We start from the raw sequence: 16202 nt of genomic DNA on the forward strand, positions 1-16202 counted from the left end.
TGAGCGTGACCGGCGCCCCGGTGACGTGCTCGCGGAGGTCGAGGCGCTGGTGGCGGAGGGCGCGCTCGAGATCACCCTGCTCGGCCAGAACGTGAACTCCTACGGGCGGTCACTCGGCGACCCGGGGGCTTTCGCGAGGCTGCTGCGCGCCTGCGGCAACATCGAGGGCCTGGAGCGGGTGCGCTTCACCTCGCCGCATCCCCGCGACTTCACCGACGACGTCATCGAGGCGATGGCGCAGACCCCGAACGTGTGCCCACAGCTGCACATGCCGCTGCAGTCCGGGTCCGACGCGGTGCTGCGGCGGATGCGGCGCAGCTACCGCCGCGAGCGCTTTCTGGGAATCGTCGAGCGGGTGCGCGAGGCCATTCCCCACGCGGCGATCACGACCGACATCATCGTGGGCTTCCCCGGCGAGACCGAGGAGGACTTCGCCGACACCCTCGACGTCGTCCGCGCTGCTCGTTTCGCCGGGGCGTTCACCTTCAAGTACTCGCCCCGGCCGGGCACACCGGCCGCCGAGATGGACGGCGCCGTCGACCCCGCGGTCGTTTCCGAGCGCTACGAGCGGCTCGCGAGCCTGCAGGACGAGATGTCCTGGGCGGAGAACCGCGCGCAGGTCGGGCGCCGGGTCGAGATCCTCGTCTCCGAGGGCGAGGGCCGGAAGGACTCCGAGACCGGCCGGCTCTCCGGCCGGGCGCGAGACGGCCGGCTCGTCCATCTTCTGGTGACCGGTCCGCACGCCCAGGACGGTGTCGTGCGCCCGGGCGACGTGATCGAGACCGTGGTGACCAGGGGTGCCCCGCACCACCTCACCGCCGACGGCCCGCTGCACAGCCACCGGCGGACCACCGCCGGCGATGCCTGGGAGGCCGCCAGAGCGCGCGGTTCCGAGGCCGACTCCGAGGCTGGCACGGAGGTTCTGTCGCCGGCCGGGCCGGTGTCCGCGGGCTCAGGGCAGCCCGCCGTCTCGCTGGGGATGCCGACCCTGCGTACCGGGCCCGCCGCGCGGTGACGCTGCTCGCCGCGGCCGTCTGCCCGCACCCGCCGCTGCTCGTCCCGCAGGTCGCCGGCAGGGACCCGATCGACGTCCGGGATCAGGCCCTGGCGGCGGTGCGCCGGTTGTGCGCGCTGGAGCCGGATCGGATCGTGCTGGTCGGAGACGACGCGACGGAGGCGGTCTATGACGAGACGTCCGTCGGCTCACTCGCCGGTTTCGGGGTCGATCTGACCTTTCCGCTCGCCCGGCCGGCGACAGCGAAGACCACGGTGAAGACCACGGCCTCGGCCGCAGGCGCGGGCGTGAGCTCGAGGCGGCGCCTCCCGCTCTCGCTGACGATCGGCGCCTGGCTGCTGGGCGAGGCGGGGTGGGCAGGGCCCTGTGCGGCCCGCGGCGTGCCCGCCACGACGACTCCGGCCGCGGCGGCTGAGCTGGGGGCCGGCCTCGTCGACGCCGCGGCGGCGGACGGATCGCGGCTCGCTCTTCTGATCATGGGAGATGCCAGCGCCCGCCGCACGGTCAAGGCGCCCGGCAGTCTCGACCCGCGCGCCGACGCCCACGACGCGTCGGTCGCCGCGGCGCTCGCGGCCCTCGACGTCGACGCCCTGCTCGCCCTCGACCCCGAGCTGTCCAGGGATCTCCTCGCACCCGGCCGGGCGTCCTGGCAGGTTCTCGCGGGTGCCCTGCGCCGGGCGACGCCGACGGATCCGGCGCGGTCCTGGCACAGCGAGGTCCGCTACGACGACGCGCCGTTCGGCGTCGGCTACCTTGTCGTCGGGTGGGAGCGAAGCGGCCATTGAACGAACGCCGTGGCCCCGTCGTCGCGGTGGTGGGCCCGACCGGCGTGGGGAAGAGCGACTGGGCCGTCGAGATCGCCCTGGAGCTCGGCGGGGAGATCGTCAACGCCGACTCGATGCAGCTCTACCGGGGAATGGACATCGGCACGGCAAAGATCCCGGTCGAGGAGCGCCGCGGGATCCCGCACCACCTGCTCGACGTGTGGGACGTGAGCCGGACGGCGGACGTCGCCAGCTATCAGCGCGACGCACGGGCCGTCATCGACGGACTGCTCGCGGCGGGCCGGCTTCCGGTCCTCGTCGGCGGCTCGGGCCTGTACGTGCGCGCGGTACTGGACGACCTAGCCTTTCCCGGGACGGATCCGGCGGTGCGCGCGCGGCTCGAACGGGAGCTGGCCGAGGTCGGGCCGGGGCCCCTGCACGCCCGTCTCGCGGCGCTGGCCCCCGACGCGGCGGAGGCGATCCTGCCCAGCAACGGGCGCCGCATCGTCCGGGCGCTGGAGGTCGTCGAGCTGACCGGCACCTTCGTGGCCACCCTTCCGGAACACAGCTCGATCTACGACGTGATCCAGGTGGGTCTCGATCGCCCTGACCTCGACGAGCGGATCGAACGCCGCGTCGAGCTGATGTGGCGCGCCGGGTTGGTCGAGGAGGTCGAAGGGCTGGCCGCACAGGGCCTGCGGGACGGACGCACGGCCTCGCGGGCCCTCGGCTACGCGCAGGTCCTGGCCGCGCTCGACGGGGCGATGGGCTCCATGGCCGAGGCCAAGGCGGCCACGACCGTTGCCACCAGGCGTTTCGCCAGGCGGCAACGGTCGTGGTTCCGGCGAGATCGGCGGATATCCTGGTTCGACTCTCCGGATCTCGCCGAGGTGCGACGTCTGGTCGGCTCGCTCTGACGGGTGGTCGGCCTCCTGCCGAGGCGTCTGGAACACGGCGTCTGGAGTCTGACGTGACCGTGCTCGACATCGGCCTGGTTCCCTCGCTGTACGCCTCGTTCGACGACGGCACGCTGCGCCTGCATTACCAGCCCGATGTCGACCTGCGCAGCGGCTCCGTGCCCGGCATGCGGGCGTACCCCCGCTGGGCGCATCCCGAGCTGGGCCTGCTGGGCCCGGCGGACTTCATGCCGGTCGCGGCGGCCGCGGGGCTGGTCGGCCAGGTCCACCAGTGGGTGCTGCGGATGGCGGTCACCGAGGCGCGCACCTGGCATCGCATGGCGGCGGGAACCGGGGTCCGCCCGCCCCGGCTGTGGGTGCGGGTCGACAGCTCCCAGCTCGGCCGGCCGGACTTCTTCGACGAGATCGAGCGGCTGGTCCTCGGGCGGTCGCTGTCACCCGGGGCGATCGGGCTGCAGTTCACCGAGAACACGCTGGCCTTCGCGCCGCCGGGCCTGCCCCACCTGCTCGGGCGGCTGCGCGAGTTGGGCGTCGCGGTCGGCGTCGACTCGTTCGGTACCTGGTCCGCGTCGGTGGCGACGCTCGACAAGCTGCCGCTGGACCTCGTGCGGATCGATGGGCGCTTCCTGCGGGCGACTATCCGCGACCTGGAGGGGCAGGCGGTTTTCGCGTCCATGCTCCAGATCGCGCACCGCCGCCGCATGGTCGTGGTCGCCGAGGACGTCGACACCGCGGCGCTGGCGGCCGCCGTGGGGCGGACGGAATGCGACCGGGTCTGCGGTCCGCTGTTCTGCCCGCCCGTTCCGGTCGAGGACGCCCGGATGATCGCGCTCGGCCGGGGTCGGCCGGACCGTTGGTACAAGCCGTGGACGGACTCCCGGGAGGGCGTCGGCACCCGTCGTCCGACCGGCGAGCCGTCGAATCCTTCGAGCTCAGCCAGCTCAGCCGACTCGGCCTACTCCGCAGACTCGGCCTACTCCGCCGACTCGGCCTACTCCGGCAGCTGGGCCTACTCCGGCAGCTCGGCCAGCTCCGGCAACGCTGCGAACAGGGCGGGCCCGGGAAACGGTCATGCGGGCCGGCGGACGCACGCGGGCCCGCCGCCCGCGGCACCGCCACGCGACCCGGCCAGGGCGTGCCAGGACTCGCAGAACGGACGTCCCGGCAGTTCCGGACGTGGCGACCGCTCTCGGGCGGCCACGGCCGGATGAGGTGCCCGGGGCCGTACGATCGCCGCGTGCGGTACGTCAAGGGACACGGGACAGGCAACGACTTCGTCATCCTTCCGGATGCTGACGGTGATCTCGACCTGTCGGTACAGCTGGTGCGCGCGATCTGCCACCGCGGAACAGGGGTCGGTGCCGACGGGGTGCTGCGGGTGGTCCTCGTCGCCGCGGAGCCCGCGGCGGCGGCCTACCTAGGTGCTGCCCGCTGGTTCATGGACTACCGCAACGCCGACGGCTCCATCGCCGAGATGTGCGGCAACGGAGTCCGGGTCTTCGCGCGGTATCTGGTGGACGCCGGCTACGAGATGCCCGGCAGCCTCGTGATCGCCACCCGGGCTGGCCTGCGTTCCGTCGACGTGCCGCCGGCAGGCGACGTGAGCGTGGACATGGGCCCGCCGGAGTTCGCCTCGGGCACCGTGCCGGTCACCGTGGTCGGCCGCGAGTTCGCCGCGGTCGGCGTTTCGATGGGCAACCCGCACGCGGTCTGCTTCGCCGACGACCTGGGGCCGTCCGAGCTGGCGCGCCTGGACCTGGGCGTTCCCGTCTTCCCTGCCGAGGCCTTCCCCGACGGGGTGAACGTCGAGGTCGTCGTGCCGAGTGCGGATGGCGTCGCGATGCGGGTCTTCGAACGCGGCGTCGGCGAGACGGCCTCCTGCGGCACCGGGGCGTGCGCGGTGGCGGTCGCGTGGGCTGCGCGGGTGGGCGGTACGCCGCCGTCCGAGGTGCTGGTCGATCTTCCCGGCGGGCGCCTGACCGTCGACTGGCGGGAGACGACCGTCATTCTGCGCGGTCCCGCCGTTCTTGTGTCTGACGGTGTCCTTCGTCCCGAATGGATCCGCCAGGCCACCGGGGTCGCCTCTGGTACTGCGGCTGCCGGTGCACAGGCACTGGTTCCCGCCGGGACCGGCCGGAGCTGACCGACAGGGCCGTTCTTACCGGGCGCCGGGCCGATAAACGGCTCGCGGTCGCGGCAGCGGCGTGTCACCCTGGGGCTGCGGAGGTTCCGCTGCGCCGGGGCACCGAGCCCGGGTACAGCGGCACCGGCCCGCTCCCGAACGGGGCGGGCGGAATGCAACGGTCACCGTGCCGCGTTGAGAACGGATGGTATGAGTCTTCCCGCTGACGCCGCCATGGCGTCCACCCGGTACCCGAACCCAGACCTGAGCCCGAGCTTCGACGGCGACGACGGGGGCGTGGTCCTCCTCGGCGACGACGAGGGGTTCTCCTTCTTCGACGAACAGGGCGACGGCTTCGACCTGGAGGAGCGTGGCGCGCTGCGCCGCATCCCGGGTCTCACCACCGAGCTCGAGGACGTCACCGAGGTCGAGTACCGCCAGCTCCGACTGGAGCGGGTGGTGCTGATCGGTGTGTGGACCTCTGGGACCCTCCTGGAGGCCGAGGCGTCGATGACGGAGCTCGCGGCCCTCGCCACCACCGCAGGCTCCATGGTGCTGGACGCGCTCGTGCAGCGCCGCGACCGGCCGGACACGGCAACCTTCGTCGGCTCCGGCAAGGCCCGCGAGCTCGCGGAGGTCGTCGCGTCGACCGGTGCGGACACGGTGATCTGCGACGGTGAGCTGACCCCCGGGCAGCTGCGTCAGCTCGAAGAGGTCGTCAAGGTCAAGGTGATCGACCGGACGGCGCTCATTCTCGACATCTTCGCCCAGCATGCGACGTCCCGGGAGGGCAAGGCCCAGGTGGAGCTGGCTCAGCTCCAGTACATGCTTCCGAGGCTGCGTGGCTGGGGTGAGTCGATGTCCCGGGCCGCCGCCAGCAGCGGTGGCCGGGCGCCCATCGGTACCCGCGGTCCTGGTGAGACGAAGATCGAGACCGATCGGCGGCGGCTGCGCACACGGATGGCCAAGCTGCGGCGCGAGCTGGCCGCGATGGCCACCGTCCGGGAGACGAAGCGCTCGTCGCGGCGGCGGGGTGCCGTGCCGGCGGTCGCGATCGCCGGGTACACCAACGCCGGGAAGTCCTCGCTGCTCAACCGTCTGACCGGAGCCGGTGTGCTCGTCGAGGACGCCCTGTTCGCGACCCTCGACCCGACCGTGCGGCGGGCGACCCTGCCCGACGGGCGGGTGTTCACCCTGGCCGACACCGTCGGTTTCGTCCGGCATCTGCCGCACCAGATCGTCGAGGCGTTCCGGTCGACGTTGGAGGAGGTCGTGGACGCGGATCTCGTCCTGCACGTCGTCGACGGTTCGGCGCCGGACCCGATGGGGCAGATCACGGCGGTCCGTGAGGTGCTCGCCGAGATCGACGCGGCCGGGGTTCCCGAGCTCGTGGTCGTCAACAAGGTCGACGCGGTCGATCCGACGACGTTGGCGGTGCTGCGCAAGGCGGTTCCGGACGCCATCTTCGTCTCGGCGCGGTCCGGAACGGGCCTGGCGGAGCTGGTCGACGCCCTATCGGAGCGGATACCGCACCCGGAGATCGAGATGTCGCTGCTGGTGCCCTACACCCGTGGTGATCTCGTCTCCCGGATCCACCGCGACGGCGAGGTGCTGAGCGTCGAGCACACCGGCGCGGGCACGGCGGTGGCGGCCCGGGTGCCGGTGAGCCTTGCCGCCGAGCTGGAGCCCTTCAGGGTCGCTGGAGCCCTTCGGAGCTGACCGCTTCGGAGCCGACCCCGCTTCGGAGATGACCGAGCCGGCGGGCGACCGAGCCGGCGGGCAGCCGAGCCAGGGCCGCCGCCTGGCTCGGCATGGCGGCTGGCTCTATGGCCGGCTCTCCCCAGGGGGTCAGCGCCCCCTGGGGTCGCATTCGGGTCAGACCCGGCGCATCACGGCGACGATCCGGCCGAGGATGGTCGCGTCCTCGGCCGGGATGTCGGAGAACGCGGGGTTCTCCGGCGCCAACCACACCCGGCCGTCGCGCTGGCGGAAGCGCTTGACCGTCGCCTCGCCGTCGATCATGGCTGCGACGATCTCGCCGTTGTCGGCGACCGGCTGCTGGCGGACGACGACGTAGTCACCGTCGCAGATCGCCGCATTGATCATCGACTGCCCGACCACCTTGAGCAGAAACAGCGTGCCCTCGCCGACGATCTCCCGCGGGAGCGGGTAGACGTCCTCGACGGCCTGCTCCGCGAGGATCGGCCCGCCGGCCGCGATTCGCCCGATGAGCGGAACGTAGGTCGGGGTGCCGGCCTCGGCCGCGACGGCACCACCCACCTCCGCCGGCCTGCCGCCTGCGGAGCGCAGCCGGGCGCCCGCCTTCTGGCCGCCGATCGGCAGCACTTCCATGGCCCGCGGCCGGTTCGGGTCGCGCCGCAGGAAGCCCTTCTCCTGGAGCACCTTGAGCTGGTGCGCGACGCTGCTGGTGCTGGTCAGGCCGACAGCCTCGCCGATCTCGCGGACGCTCGGCGGATAGCCGCGCTGCTCCACCGCGGCGCGGATGACCTCGAGAATCCCCTTCTGTCGTTGCGTGAGGCCTGAGGCGTCCGCGGGGCTGTCGGGAAGATCCCGGACATTGCCGCGGGCGTCGCCTCGGCGGGTACCCCGTGCCTGGCTGGTCATCGCCTACCGCTCTCCCTGTCGATGCATCCGGCGGCGGGGCTTCGCCCGCTACCGGCTTCTCCGCGACCGGGGGCTCGGCGGTTCCGCATCCGGCGGGCCACCCGGTCGATCTACCACTTTGTCCTATTAGTAGCTTCTGACCGGTTCGGGTGGATTTTCCGTGCTCGCTTCTTCTCGCACGATCGTCCACAACTGATCGTCCTTGACGGTAGTCGGCCGGTCGCCGAATCTCAAACGTCTGTTCGAGCGTGTCGGGGGAAGTGTGCGTGGCGGCCGTGTAAGAATCGCTCAGGTGTTCGATCGAGCGGATGCTCGCGCCTGGGAGGTTGACATGGCCGACGCTGATCCGGCCGACGCTGATCCGGCCGACCCTGATCTTTCCCCCGCCGGTCTGGCTGATGCCGACGTGACCGACGTTGCCATTGTCGATATCGCCATTGTCGATGCTGATGCGGCCGACCGTGACCTTCACTCGGCCGCCGGCGACGTTGGCGTGGCTGCTGGCGATGTTGACATCGCGGATGGCGACAGGGCGCGCGGCGGGGGAGCCGGTACTGGGTGTCGGGTGTTCCGCGTCGGCGCGGCGCGGCGGTCCGCGGCCGTCGGAGGAGGTGTGCCGGCGGGAGGCGGCCATGGTGGTCGCGCGCGTCCGCGTCCTCGTACTCGCCGTGGTGCGGCGGTCAGCGGCGTCGTGGTGCGCGGCCAGGCGGTGCGGGGCAGGGCCGTGCGTGGTGGTGATCGGCGGCCGGCGCATCGCTCGGCCCCTTCTCGTTGTCTCGGCAGTGGTCCTTCGCCCGCGGCGGGTCCGTGCGGCGCGCAGCCGTCCTCGGTGGCGGTCGAGCGCGTCGAGGCCCAGGTCATCGAGATGCCTGGGCTGGAATGGCGTGCCCGCGCCGTCGGGTACGCGTTGCCGCCGCCCGGCGGCCAGAGGCTACGGACGAGACCACGGCGCCGGTGGCCGAGTCTGCGGCGCAGCTCGTCTCCGAGCTCGCGAGCCCTGTCCCCAGGCTCGCAACGGCCCCGCCCAGGCTCGCGACGCCGCCCGCGGCAACAGCCTCCGCTGAGGCTGACCCGGCGCGGCAGGCTCGTGTTCGCGGCGCTCGCGTGCCTGTCCGGCGCGCTGGTGCTCTCGCTGGCGTTGGTCACCGCGTCGCAGGCGTTCACGGCCACCCCGGTGGACTGCCAGGCCCACGTGGTGCGCCCGGGCGAGACGCTCTGGGAGGTGGCGCGCGGGATCGACCCCGAGGCCGACACCCGTGCGGTTGTTCGTCGGCTCATGTCTCTGAACGATCTGCCCACCGTGGACCTCGTTCCCGGCCAGCCGCTCTGCCTGCCCTGACGGTGGCCCTGCCGACGGCCGGCCGCCGGGCGGGATCGGCTGCCGATGGAGTGGCGGCGGCCCCGCGGCAGCGACACGCCGGAGGGCCGGTGTCGGACCTGTCGGGTGCGTGCGCTACGGTGAACACAACATCTTGTAGTTACAGCACCGTAAGTCGTCCACAGGTTGTGCATCGATATCCACAGGTTGTCAGTTGGCCACCCCTGGAGGGTGGTCGGCCGGTGGCATGTGGGCACCTGCTGGGGCGCGCTCCGCGTGTGGCAGCCAAGCCGCCCGGAGCGGAGAGGAGTGTGTCGTGCGCTGTCCCTTCTGCCGCCATTCCGACAGCCGTGTCGTCGACAGCAGGGAGGCCGAGGAAGGCGCCGCGATCCGGCGGCGCAGAGCGTGCTCGGAGTGTGGGCGCCGGTTCACGACGATGGAGGAAGCTTCGTTGCGGGTGCGCAAGCGTAGCGGTGCCACCGAGCCGTTCAGCCGGGCCAAGGTGATCGTGGGCGTGCGCAAGGCCTGCCAGGGGCGCCCGGTCCGGTCGGACGATCTCGCCCTGCTGGCCGAGCGGGTCGAGGAGACGGTGCGTTCCTCCGGCTCCGCGGAGGTGGCTGCCGAGGACGTCGGCCGGGCGATACTCGGCCCGCTCCGGGAGCTGGACGAGGTTGCCTACCTTCGGTTCGCCTCGGTCTATCTGGCCTTCGAGTCGCTCGCCGACTTCGAGGTGGCGATCGCGGCGCTTCGTGCCGACGCGGGGCAGGGCTCCGATGCCGGTGGCGCCCCGCCGGCGGAGTCGTCCCGGGCCGCCGCCCCGGAGCTGGGCGCCGCCGGGCTCACCCGCGGGCCGCACCTCGCCGCCGCGCCGGGCCTGCGCGCGGCCGCGGGCCCCTGAGGGGGCCGGATGCGGCTTCCGCCAGGCCGGGTCGGGTGTGGGGCGGCCCAGGAAGCCGGGGCATCCCCGCCACCGGGCGTATCACTGACAACCGCACCGGCAACCGCACCGCACTGAACCACCGCGGACTGACCACCGCGACTGACCACAGCACCGTGATCGCGCCCTGACCGCCGCGCCACATCGCGCCACCACCGCCACGAACCACCGCATTCGGCGGTCGCCTGCGCCACCACAGCCGTCACCGCATCGCGCACCGACGGCGTGGTCGCCTGCGCCGCCACAGATCCCAAAGCACGTCGGACCGATCGGCAACGAGGCTGATCCGGTCATTTCGCCGTGCCACCCAACGGCGGGGTCAGCTGCCCGGCGAGCGCCGAGCCGGCATGGACCGGGCTCATCGGGCAGGTAACCCCGGCCGCCGCTGTTGAACCTGTCGAAAGCGAACACGAGGAGTGCCATGACCGAGACCCGCGGCAAGGGCAGCAGATCGGCCGCGAAGGTGGCTGGCCTGAAGATCCGGCGGGTTCGAACCACGCCCGGCGTCCACCCCTACGACGAGGTGGAGTGGGAGACCCGGGACGTCGTCATGACGAACTGGCGTGACGGTTCAGTCAACTTCGAGCAGCGCGGGGTGGAGTTCCCGGCCGCCTGGTCGGTGAACGCCTCCAACATCGTTGCCAGCAAGTACTTCCGCGGCGCGCTCGGCTCGGCCGAGCGCGAGTCGTCGCTGCGCCAGCTCATCGACCGGGTCGTGCACCGCTACGCAGTGGCCGGCCGCGAGAACGGCTACTTCGCCTCCGAGGACGACGCCGAGACCTTCGAGCACGAGCTCACCTGGATGCTGCTGCACCAGGTGTTCAGCTTCAACTCCCCGGTCTGGTTCAACGTCGGGACCTCGGCGCCCCAGCAGGTCTCGGCCTGCTTCATCCTCGCCGTCGACGACACCATGGAGTCGATTCTCAACTGGTACCGGGAGGAGGGGCTGATCTTCAAGGGCGGGTCCGGTGCCGGCCTGAACCTCTCCCGGATCCGGTCGTCGAAGGAACTGCTCTCCTCCGGCGGAACGGCGTCCGGCCCGGTCAGCTTCATGCGTGGCGCCGACGCCTCGGCAGGCACCATCAAGTCGGGCGGCGCGACCCGCCGCGCGGCGAAGATGGTCGTGCTCGACGTCGACCACCCCGACATCGTCGAGTTCGTCGAGACGAAGGCACGGGAAGAAGACAAGATCCGTGCCCTGCGTGACGCCGGGTTCGACATGGATCTCGGCGGCCGTGACATCGCCTCGGTGCAGTACCAGAACGCCAACAACTCGGTCCGGGTCAACGACGAGTTCATGCGGGCCGTCGTCGACGGGACGTCCTTCGACCTGCGCGCCCGGCTGGACAACCGGGTGATCGAGTCGGTGGACGCCCGTGGGCTGTTCACCACGATCGCCCAGGCGGCCTGGGAATGCGCCGACCCTGGCATCCAGTACGACGGGACGATCAACGACTGGCACACCTGCCCCGAGTCCGGGCGGATCTCCGCGTCGAACCCGTGCTCGGAGTACGTCCACCTGGACAACTCCAGCTGCAACCTGGCGTCGCTGAACCTGATGAAGTTCCTGCGGCCGGATCGCACCTTCGACGCCGAGGCGTTCGTCGCGTCGGTCGAACTGATCATCACCGCGATGGACATCTCGATCTGCTTCGCGGACTTCCCGACCCCCGAGATCACCACGGTGACCCGGGCCTACCGCCAGCTCGGCATCGGCTACGCCAACCTGGGCGCGCTGCTCATGGCGAGTGCCCGGGCCTACGACTCCGAGGGCGGGCGCTCGCTCGCCGCGGCGATCACCTCGCTGATGACGGCGACGGCCTACCGCCGCTCGGCGGAGCTCGCCGGAACCGTCGGGGCGTACGACGGCTTCGCCCGCAACGCCGACGCGCACCGCCGCGTCGTGCGCAAGCACGCGGCGGCGAACGACGCGGTCCGCGCCGTCCACACCGAGGACGCCCGGCTGATCGCGGCCGCCTCGAAGGAGTGGGAGCGGGCGCTGTCGGTGGGGGAGAAGAACGGCTGGCGTAACGCGCAGGTCAGCCTGCTCGCCCCGACCGGGACCATCGGGCTGGCGATGGACTGCGACACCACCGGGATCGAGCCCGACCTGGCCCTGGTGAAGATGAAGAAGCTGGTCGGCGGCGCCAGCATGAAGATCGTGAACCAGACGGTGCCGGCGGCGCTGCGGGCGCTGGGCTACCCGGAGGAGACGACCGAGGCGATCGTCGAGTTCATCGCCGAGCACGGCCATGTCGTCGACGCCCCCGGCCTGCGTCCGGAGCACTACGAGGTCTTCGACTGCGCGATCGGTGACCGCGCGATCAGCCCGATGGGGCATGTCCGGATGATGGCGGCGGTCCAGCCGTTCCTGTCCGGGGCGATCTCCAAGACGGTGAACATGCCGTCGACCGCCACGGTCGCCGACGTCGAGGAGATCTACCTCGAAGGCTGGCGGCTCGGGCTCAAGGCACTGGCGATCTACCGGGACAACTGCAAGGTCGGCCAGCCGCTGACCGATGTGAAGGGCGCGAAGCGGGACGCCGAGGCGGCCGCCGGCGTGGCCGCCAGTGTGGCCGCCGCGGCCGACGCCGCGCTCGCGGGTGCCGCGGCTGCGGCACCCGCAGGGGTCACCGCGGCCGGGCTCCCGCAGTGGCCCGCCGGCCCCGGCGAGCACCGCCCGGTCCGGCGTCGGCTGCCCAAGAAGCGCCCGTCGCAGACCGTCTCGTTCACCGTCGGCGGCGCCGAGGGCTACATGACCGCCGGGTCGTACCCGGATGACGGCCTCGGCGAGGTCTTCATCAAGATGTCGAAGCAGGGCTCGACGCTCGCCGGCGTGATGGACGCCTTCTCCATCGCGATCTCCATCGCGCTGCAGTACGGCGTCCCGCTGGAGGCCTACGTCAGCAAGTTCATCAACATGCGCTTCGACCCCGCCGGCATGACCGACGACCCGGACGTGCGCATCGCCCAGTCGATCATGGACTACCTGTTCCGCCGGCTGGCGCTGGACTACCTGACCGAGGAGCAGCGCGAGGAGCTCGGCATCCTGTCCGCCTCCGAGCGGACCAGGAAGCTGTCCGAGCAGTCCGCCGGCACGGCCGCCGGCCCGGCGGACCCCGAGGTCGACATCGAGGCGCTGCGGACGTCCGCACCGGTGGAAGGCGATCCAGCGCCCGCCGCGGGCGCTGGTGCCGGTGCATCGGGCACCGGCCGGGTCGCGCAGGCCGGGGCGACCTCGCCGGTCGGGCTGGGCGGCCTGGCCGGTCCGGCGGCCGGCGCCGGTCCGGAGCTGGTGGCGCGTGAGCTCCGCGTGGCCATGCCGGGCGGCTCGCTCACCGCGCAGACCGCCGTCGACGCCCCGCTGTGCTTCACCTGCGGGGTGAACATGCGCCCGGCCGGCAGCTGCTACGTCTGCGAGCAGTGCGGCTCCACCAGCGGCTGCAGCTGACGCTGCGCCGTAGCGCCATAGCACGGCGGGGCGCGCCAACGGGACGCAGGGTTGCTTGGCAATCCACAAGAAGTGAGGATTTCGGTTGTTTCAGCAGCCGAAATCCTCACTTCTTGCTCGGGAGCAGCGGCATCGGCGGAAGTCCGAGGCTCGGGGTTCTGCGACGGGCTCCCTTGCGACCAAGGTTCTCAGAACTTGTCCGGCAGCAGCGGCAGCGCGGGGTTCGGGATTTTCAGCTCCACGGCCAGATCAGCCATGGGAGTGTCTGACGGTCGCGGTCAGCTCCATGCCGGTTGCACGCATGGCGGCGAAGAGGCGGTCCATCATGATGGACCGCTTGCCGGCCTCCAGTTCCCAGACGTAATTCTGCGTGGTGCCAAGCCGGCGGGCCAGCTCACGTTGGCTCAGCCCGGACAGCAGGCGGGCCTGCCGCAGGATCCGCCCGAGCGACTCGGCGCTGGTGACCTTCCCGGTGTACGCCATCCCCGCTCCCGGGCACGGGACTCAGAGGTGGGTGGTCAGGCCGACATCGCTACATCAACTACGAATCTGTCGGGCCTCCGGTCACGGATTACACGGCAGTTCTGTCACGGTTTTCACGGGCTTCCTGTCACGGATTCCTCGTGCTGTCCGCGCTGGTCAGGCCCACCTGCGGGTGGGTGGCGAGGATGTCGATGAGCAGGGCCGACGTCCAGGAGAAGCGGTTGCTGCCGGCGCCGGAGCCGTCCAGCGGCGAGTAGTACTCGAACATCGATCCGGACGCGCGGATCACCTCGACGGTGTTCGCGCGGATCGCGTCGGCGGCCTCCCGGCGGCCGTAACGGTCGAGCCCGTCGGCGATCAGCCAGTTCATGTTGACCCAGACGGGGCCCTGCCAGTAGCAGCGCGGCAGGAAAGCCGGGTCGTCGGTCGGCACGCTGGCGATGCCGTACCTCGCCCAGTACCGCGGCGACAGGAGGGTCTTGACCAGGCCGTCGACCTGGTCGTCCGGGACGACGCCGGCGTAGAGCGGCAGGAAGCTCGCGATGGTGGGGTGATGCAGGAGCTCGCCGGTGCGGAAGTCCCGGCTGAAGTAGAGACCGTCCGACCACAGCTCGTTCATGGCCGCGCGGCTGCGCCGCATCGACCGGGACAGCCAGCGGGGGATCGGGATACCCGCCTCGTCGGCGATCGTCACGAGGTGCTCGTTCGCGCGGATCAGGATCGCGTTGAAGGCGACGTCCTGCACCAGTGGGACGAAGGTGTCCCGGATGGTGCGGAAGTCGTAGCGGCTGCGGCGCAGCTCGCGGACGATCCGGTACAGCGTGAACAGGTCCGCGGAGGTCAGCCGCTCGTCCGGCGGCACCTCCTTGGAGTCACGGCGCAGCGCGTCGAGCGCGTCGTCGCCGTTGATCCGGCGCAGCGCCCGCACCGTGCGCGGGGCGACCGGCTTGGTCATCTCCATCCAGGTCGGGGTGTTGTCCATGCCCGACTCCCAGGAGTGGACCAGCGCGACCAGCCCGCTGTCGTCGGGGTCGCGCTCGCGGTAGAGCCACTCGTGGAACCGGATCAGCCCGGGTGCCAGGCGCCGGTAGAAGTCGACCCGCTCGTTGCGGGTCATGGCCTCCCCGACCCGGACGGCCGCCTCGGCGATCATGGGTGGCTGGGTGACCCCGGTCGACTGGACCCCGCCCGCGGTGGTGCACACGCGGTCGCAGCGCCACCGCTGCGGGCCCGCATGGTAGTAGTCGGTCGTCTCCGCGAAGATCACGTGCGGGATCATGCCGCCCGGCCACTGGCCCCGCAGCAGGGAGAGCAGCTCGGCCGCGGCCCGCGCGGGGTCGAGGTGGCGCAGCCCGATGGCGATGAAGCAGCTGTCCCACAGCCACTGGTGTGGGTAGAGGGTCGGCGACGGGCGGGTGATGTCACCGAGGTCGTTCGCGCGCAGGACGCCGACGGCCGTCTCGCGCAACGCGGCGAGGTCGGCCGGCAGCGGAATCTCGCCGGCTGGCGACGGCACGGGTGGTGCCGGCGGCGTGGCGGGTGCTGACGGTGCCGCGGGCACTGTTGTGCCGGCGGGGGACCCGGCGGCCTCGACAGTGGTGGGCATCACATCGACCGGGTCGGCCGGGCCGGCTGGGCGGGGGACGTCGACAGCGGGCACGGCACCGCTGCCGGCCGGGTCCGCCAGTGGCCGGTTGGGGCCTGCCGCCCCCACCGTGGGGTGGTCGGCGGCGCGGCCGGTCGGCGTCTCCGGCGGCGCCGCGGCAGGGGAGGCGCCACGCGCGGAGGCCGGCGTGATCGGGCTGGACGAGGACTGCGCGGGCATCGGGGAAACCGACATCGTGTGAGAGTAGCGGTTACACCCCGTGCTCGTCTGGTGGGGGTCACCGGCGCGGCCGGGGGTGTGGAAGAAGGTTGCCCAGGGGCTACCGAAGCGTTGCATCGGGCGCGTCGTTCGCCGGTGAATCAGCAAAAACGCCAGGTTCGGGGCTCCTGCGGTGGGTGTGGGGTGGCGTGCGTGGCCGAGGTGCCGGGTGCGGTGGTGGGCGCGCCTCGCGGCGGGGCTGTACACCATGAGTCGTTACCAAGAGTGATCATCGGTCTTGCTGCGGGAAGATCTACGTCAGGGTCCGCTTCTGGCCGGCTGGTGCGCGCCGACTCCGTCGTCCGGGCGAAGAAGTCGCGGTTCGGTGGCGCAGGGGAGCGAGGGTCGATGCGGTCCGTGAGCGTCGCGAGTCGTTACCCGGAATACATCCGCCGGCGACGGCGGGCCGGTTGCCTGTGGATCGGCTCACGTCGCGGCGGCGGCCGTGTGGTTCGGATGTGATCCGTCTCTCGCTGGTGGCGGCGCTCCGGATGGGTGAAGAGGCGCTCATGGGGGTACAGACTCGGTCTGTCAGTGGCCTGATCGTCTCTCTGTGACGTCGGCGCAGCTGGTTGGATGGTGTTCGCGGGCGGAGGGCGTGCGTGGCGGACCCTCGTCGCGGCGCGCGGAAGGTGACGCCGATCTCTGGATCGAACTCCCGAAAGTGGTGTTACGGCGACGCTGCGTTGTGAACTGTCACTGACAG

Annotated in this window: 12 protein-coding genes; 9 read left to right on the forward strand and 3 right to left on the reverse strand. The window is 71.7% G+C overall.

Going from position 1 to position 16202, the window contains the following annotated elements; all coding sequences use genetic code 11:
- From FREUN1FDRAFT_RS22980 to hflX, 6 genes are all read left to right on the forward strand, one after another.
- Positions 1–1015 (forward strand): MiaB/RimO family radical SAM methylthiotransferase (locus FREUN1FDRAFT_RS22980; RefSeq protein ID WP_006542611.1); only part of this gene is annotated, 1015 nt, incomplete at its 5' end.
- A complete protein-coding gene (locus FREUN1FDRAFT_RS22985; protein WP_006542612.1) occupies positions 1012–1800 on the forward strand; it encodes a hypothetical protein in 789 nt (262 codons plus the stop codon). The genes FREUN1FDRAFT_RS22980 and FREUN1FDRAFT_RS22985, both read left to right, overlap by 4 nt.
- Positions 1797–2696, forward strand: a complete 900-nt coding sequence (gene miaA, locus FREUN1FDRAFT_RS22990; protein WP_006542613.1) for a tRNA (adenosine(37)-N6)-dimethylallyltransferase MiaA — start codon at positions 1797–1799, stop codon at positions 2694–2696. Before FREUN1FDRAFT_RS22985 ends, miaA begins: the two co-directional genes overlap by 4 nt.
- Before the next feature lie 53 nt (positions 2697–2749).
- Entirely contained in the window at positions 2750–3907 is a 1158-nt protein-coding gene (locus FREUN1FDRAFT_RS22995) for an EAL domain-containing protein (RefSeq protein WP_006542614.1), read from the forward strand.
- A complete protein-coding gene (gene dapF / locus FREUN1FDRAFT_RS23000; protein ID WP_006542615.1) occupies positions 3904–4839 on the forward strand; it encodes a diaminopimelate epimerase in 936 nt (311 codons plus the stop codon). The genes FREUN1FDRAFT_RS22995 and dapF overlap by 4 nt, the downstream gene beginning before the upstream one ends.
- A gap of 189 nt (positions 4840–5028) precedes the next feature.
- Complete coding sequence (gene hflX / locus FREUN1FDRAFT_RS23005; RefSeq protein WP_006542616.1) at positions 5029–6537, forward strand: GTPase HflX; 1509 nt, start codon at positions 5029–5031, stop codon at positions 6535–6537.
- 156 nt (positions 6538–6693) lie between these two features.
- Here the strand turns inward: hflX and lexA are convergent, their stop codons facing one another.
- Positions 6694–7443 carry a transcriptional repressor LexA gene (gene lexA / locus FREUN1FDRAFT_RS23010; RefSeq protein ID WP_006542617.1) on the reverse strand — a complete coding sequence of 250 codons (750 nt, stop codon included), beginning with the start codon at positions 7441–7443 and terminating at the stop codon, positions 6694–6696.
- A 1087-nt stretch (positions 7444–8530) separates the two neighbouring features.
- Here lexA and FREUN1FDRAFT_RS46645 point away from each other — a divergent pair.
- From FREUN1FDRAFT_RS46645 to FREUN1FDRAFT_RS23025, 3 genes are all read left to right on the forward strand, one after another.
- Positions 8531–8782, forward strand: coding sequence for a LysM peptidoglycan-binding domain-containing protein (locus tag FREUN1FDRAFT_RS46645; protein ID WP_006542618.1), 252 nt, complete (start codon positions 8531–8533; stop codon positions 8780–8782).
- Between the two features lie 295 nt (positions 8783–9077).
- Complete coding sequence (nrdR, locus tag FREUN1FDRAFT_RS23020; protein ID WP_006542619.1) at positions 9078–9659, forward strand: transcriptional regulator NrdR; 582 nt, start codon at positions 9078–9080, stop codon at positions 9657–9659.
- Between the two features lie 460 nt (positions 9660–10119).
- Entirely contained in the window at positions 10120–13149 is a 3030-nt protein-coding gene (locus FREUN1FDRAFT_RS23025; RefSeq protein ID WP_006542621.1) for a vitamin B12-dependent ribonucleotide reductase, read from the forward strand.
- A gap of 249 nt (positions 13150–13398) precedes the next feature.
- Here the strand turns inward: FREUN1FDRAFT_RS23025 and FREUN1FDRAFT_RS23030 are convergent, their stop codons facing one another.
- Both FREUN1FDRAFT_RS23030 and FREUN1FDRAFT_RS23035 read right to left on the reverse strand, forming a co-directional pair.
- Complete coding sequence (locus FREUN1FDRAFT_RS23030) at positions 13399–13632, reverse strand: helix-turn-helix domain-containing protein (protein WP_006542622.1); 234 nt, start codon at positions 13630–13632, stop codon at positions 13399–13401.
- A 127-nt stretch (positions 13633–13759) separates the two neighbouring features.
- On the reverse strand, positions 13760–15457 hold the full coding sequence (locus tag FREUN1FDRAFT_RS23035; RefSeq protein ID WP_232295358.1) for an amylo-alpha-1,6-glucosidase: 1698 nt from the start codon (positions 15455–15457) through the stop codon (positions 13760–13762).
- Positions 15458–16202 lie beyond the last annotated feature (745 nt).

It is taken from the genome of Parafrankia sp. EUN1f, from assembly GCF_000177675.1.
Taxonomy (GTDB): Bacteria; Actinomycetota; Actinomycetes; order Frankiales; family Frankiaceae; genus Parafrankia.

Bases quoted from the DNA above. Each gene is read 5' to 3' on its own strand.
- FREUN1FDRAFT_RS23030 (WP_006542622.1), bottom strand. From the start codon at position 13,632: ATGGCGTACACCGGGAAGGTCACCAGCGCCGAGTCGCTCGGGCGGATC.
- hflX (WP_006542616.1), top strand. From the start codon at position 5,029: ATGAGTCTTCCCGCTGACGCCGCCATGGCGTCCACCCGGTACCCGAAC.
- lexA (WP_006542617.1), bottom strand. From the start codon at position 7,443: ATGACCAGCCAGGCACGGGGTACCCGCCGAGGCGACGCCCGCGGCAAT.
- FREUN1FDRAFT_RS23035 (WP_232295358.1), bottom strand. From the start codon at position 15,457: ATGCCCGCGCAGTCCTCGTCCAGCCCGATCACGCCGGCCTCCGCGCGT.
- FREUN1FDRAFT_RS23025 (WP_006542621.1), top strand. From the start codon at position 10,120: ATGACCGAGACCCGCGGCAAGGGCAGCAGATCGGCCGCGAAGGTGGCT.
- dapF (WP_006542615.1), top strand. From the start codon at position 3,904: ATGAGGTGCCCGGGGCCGTACGATCGCCGCGTGCGGTACGTCAAGGGA.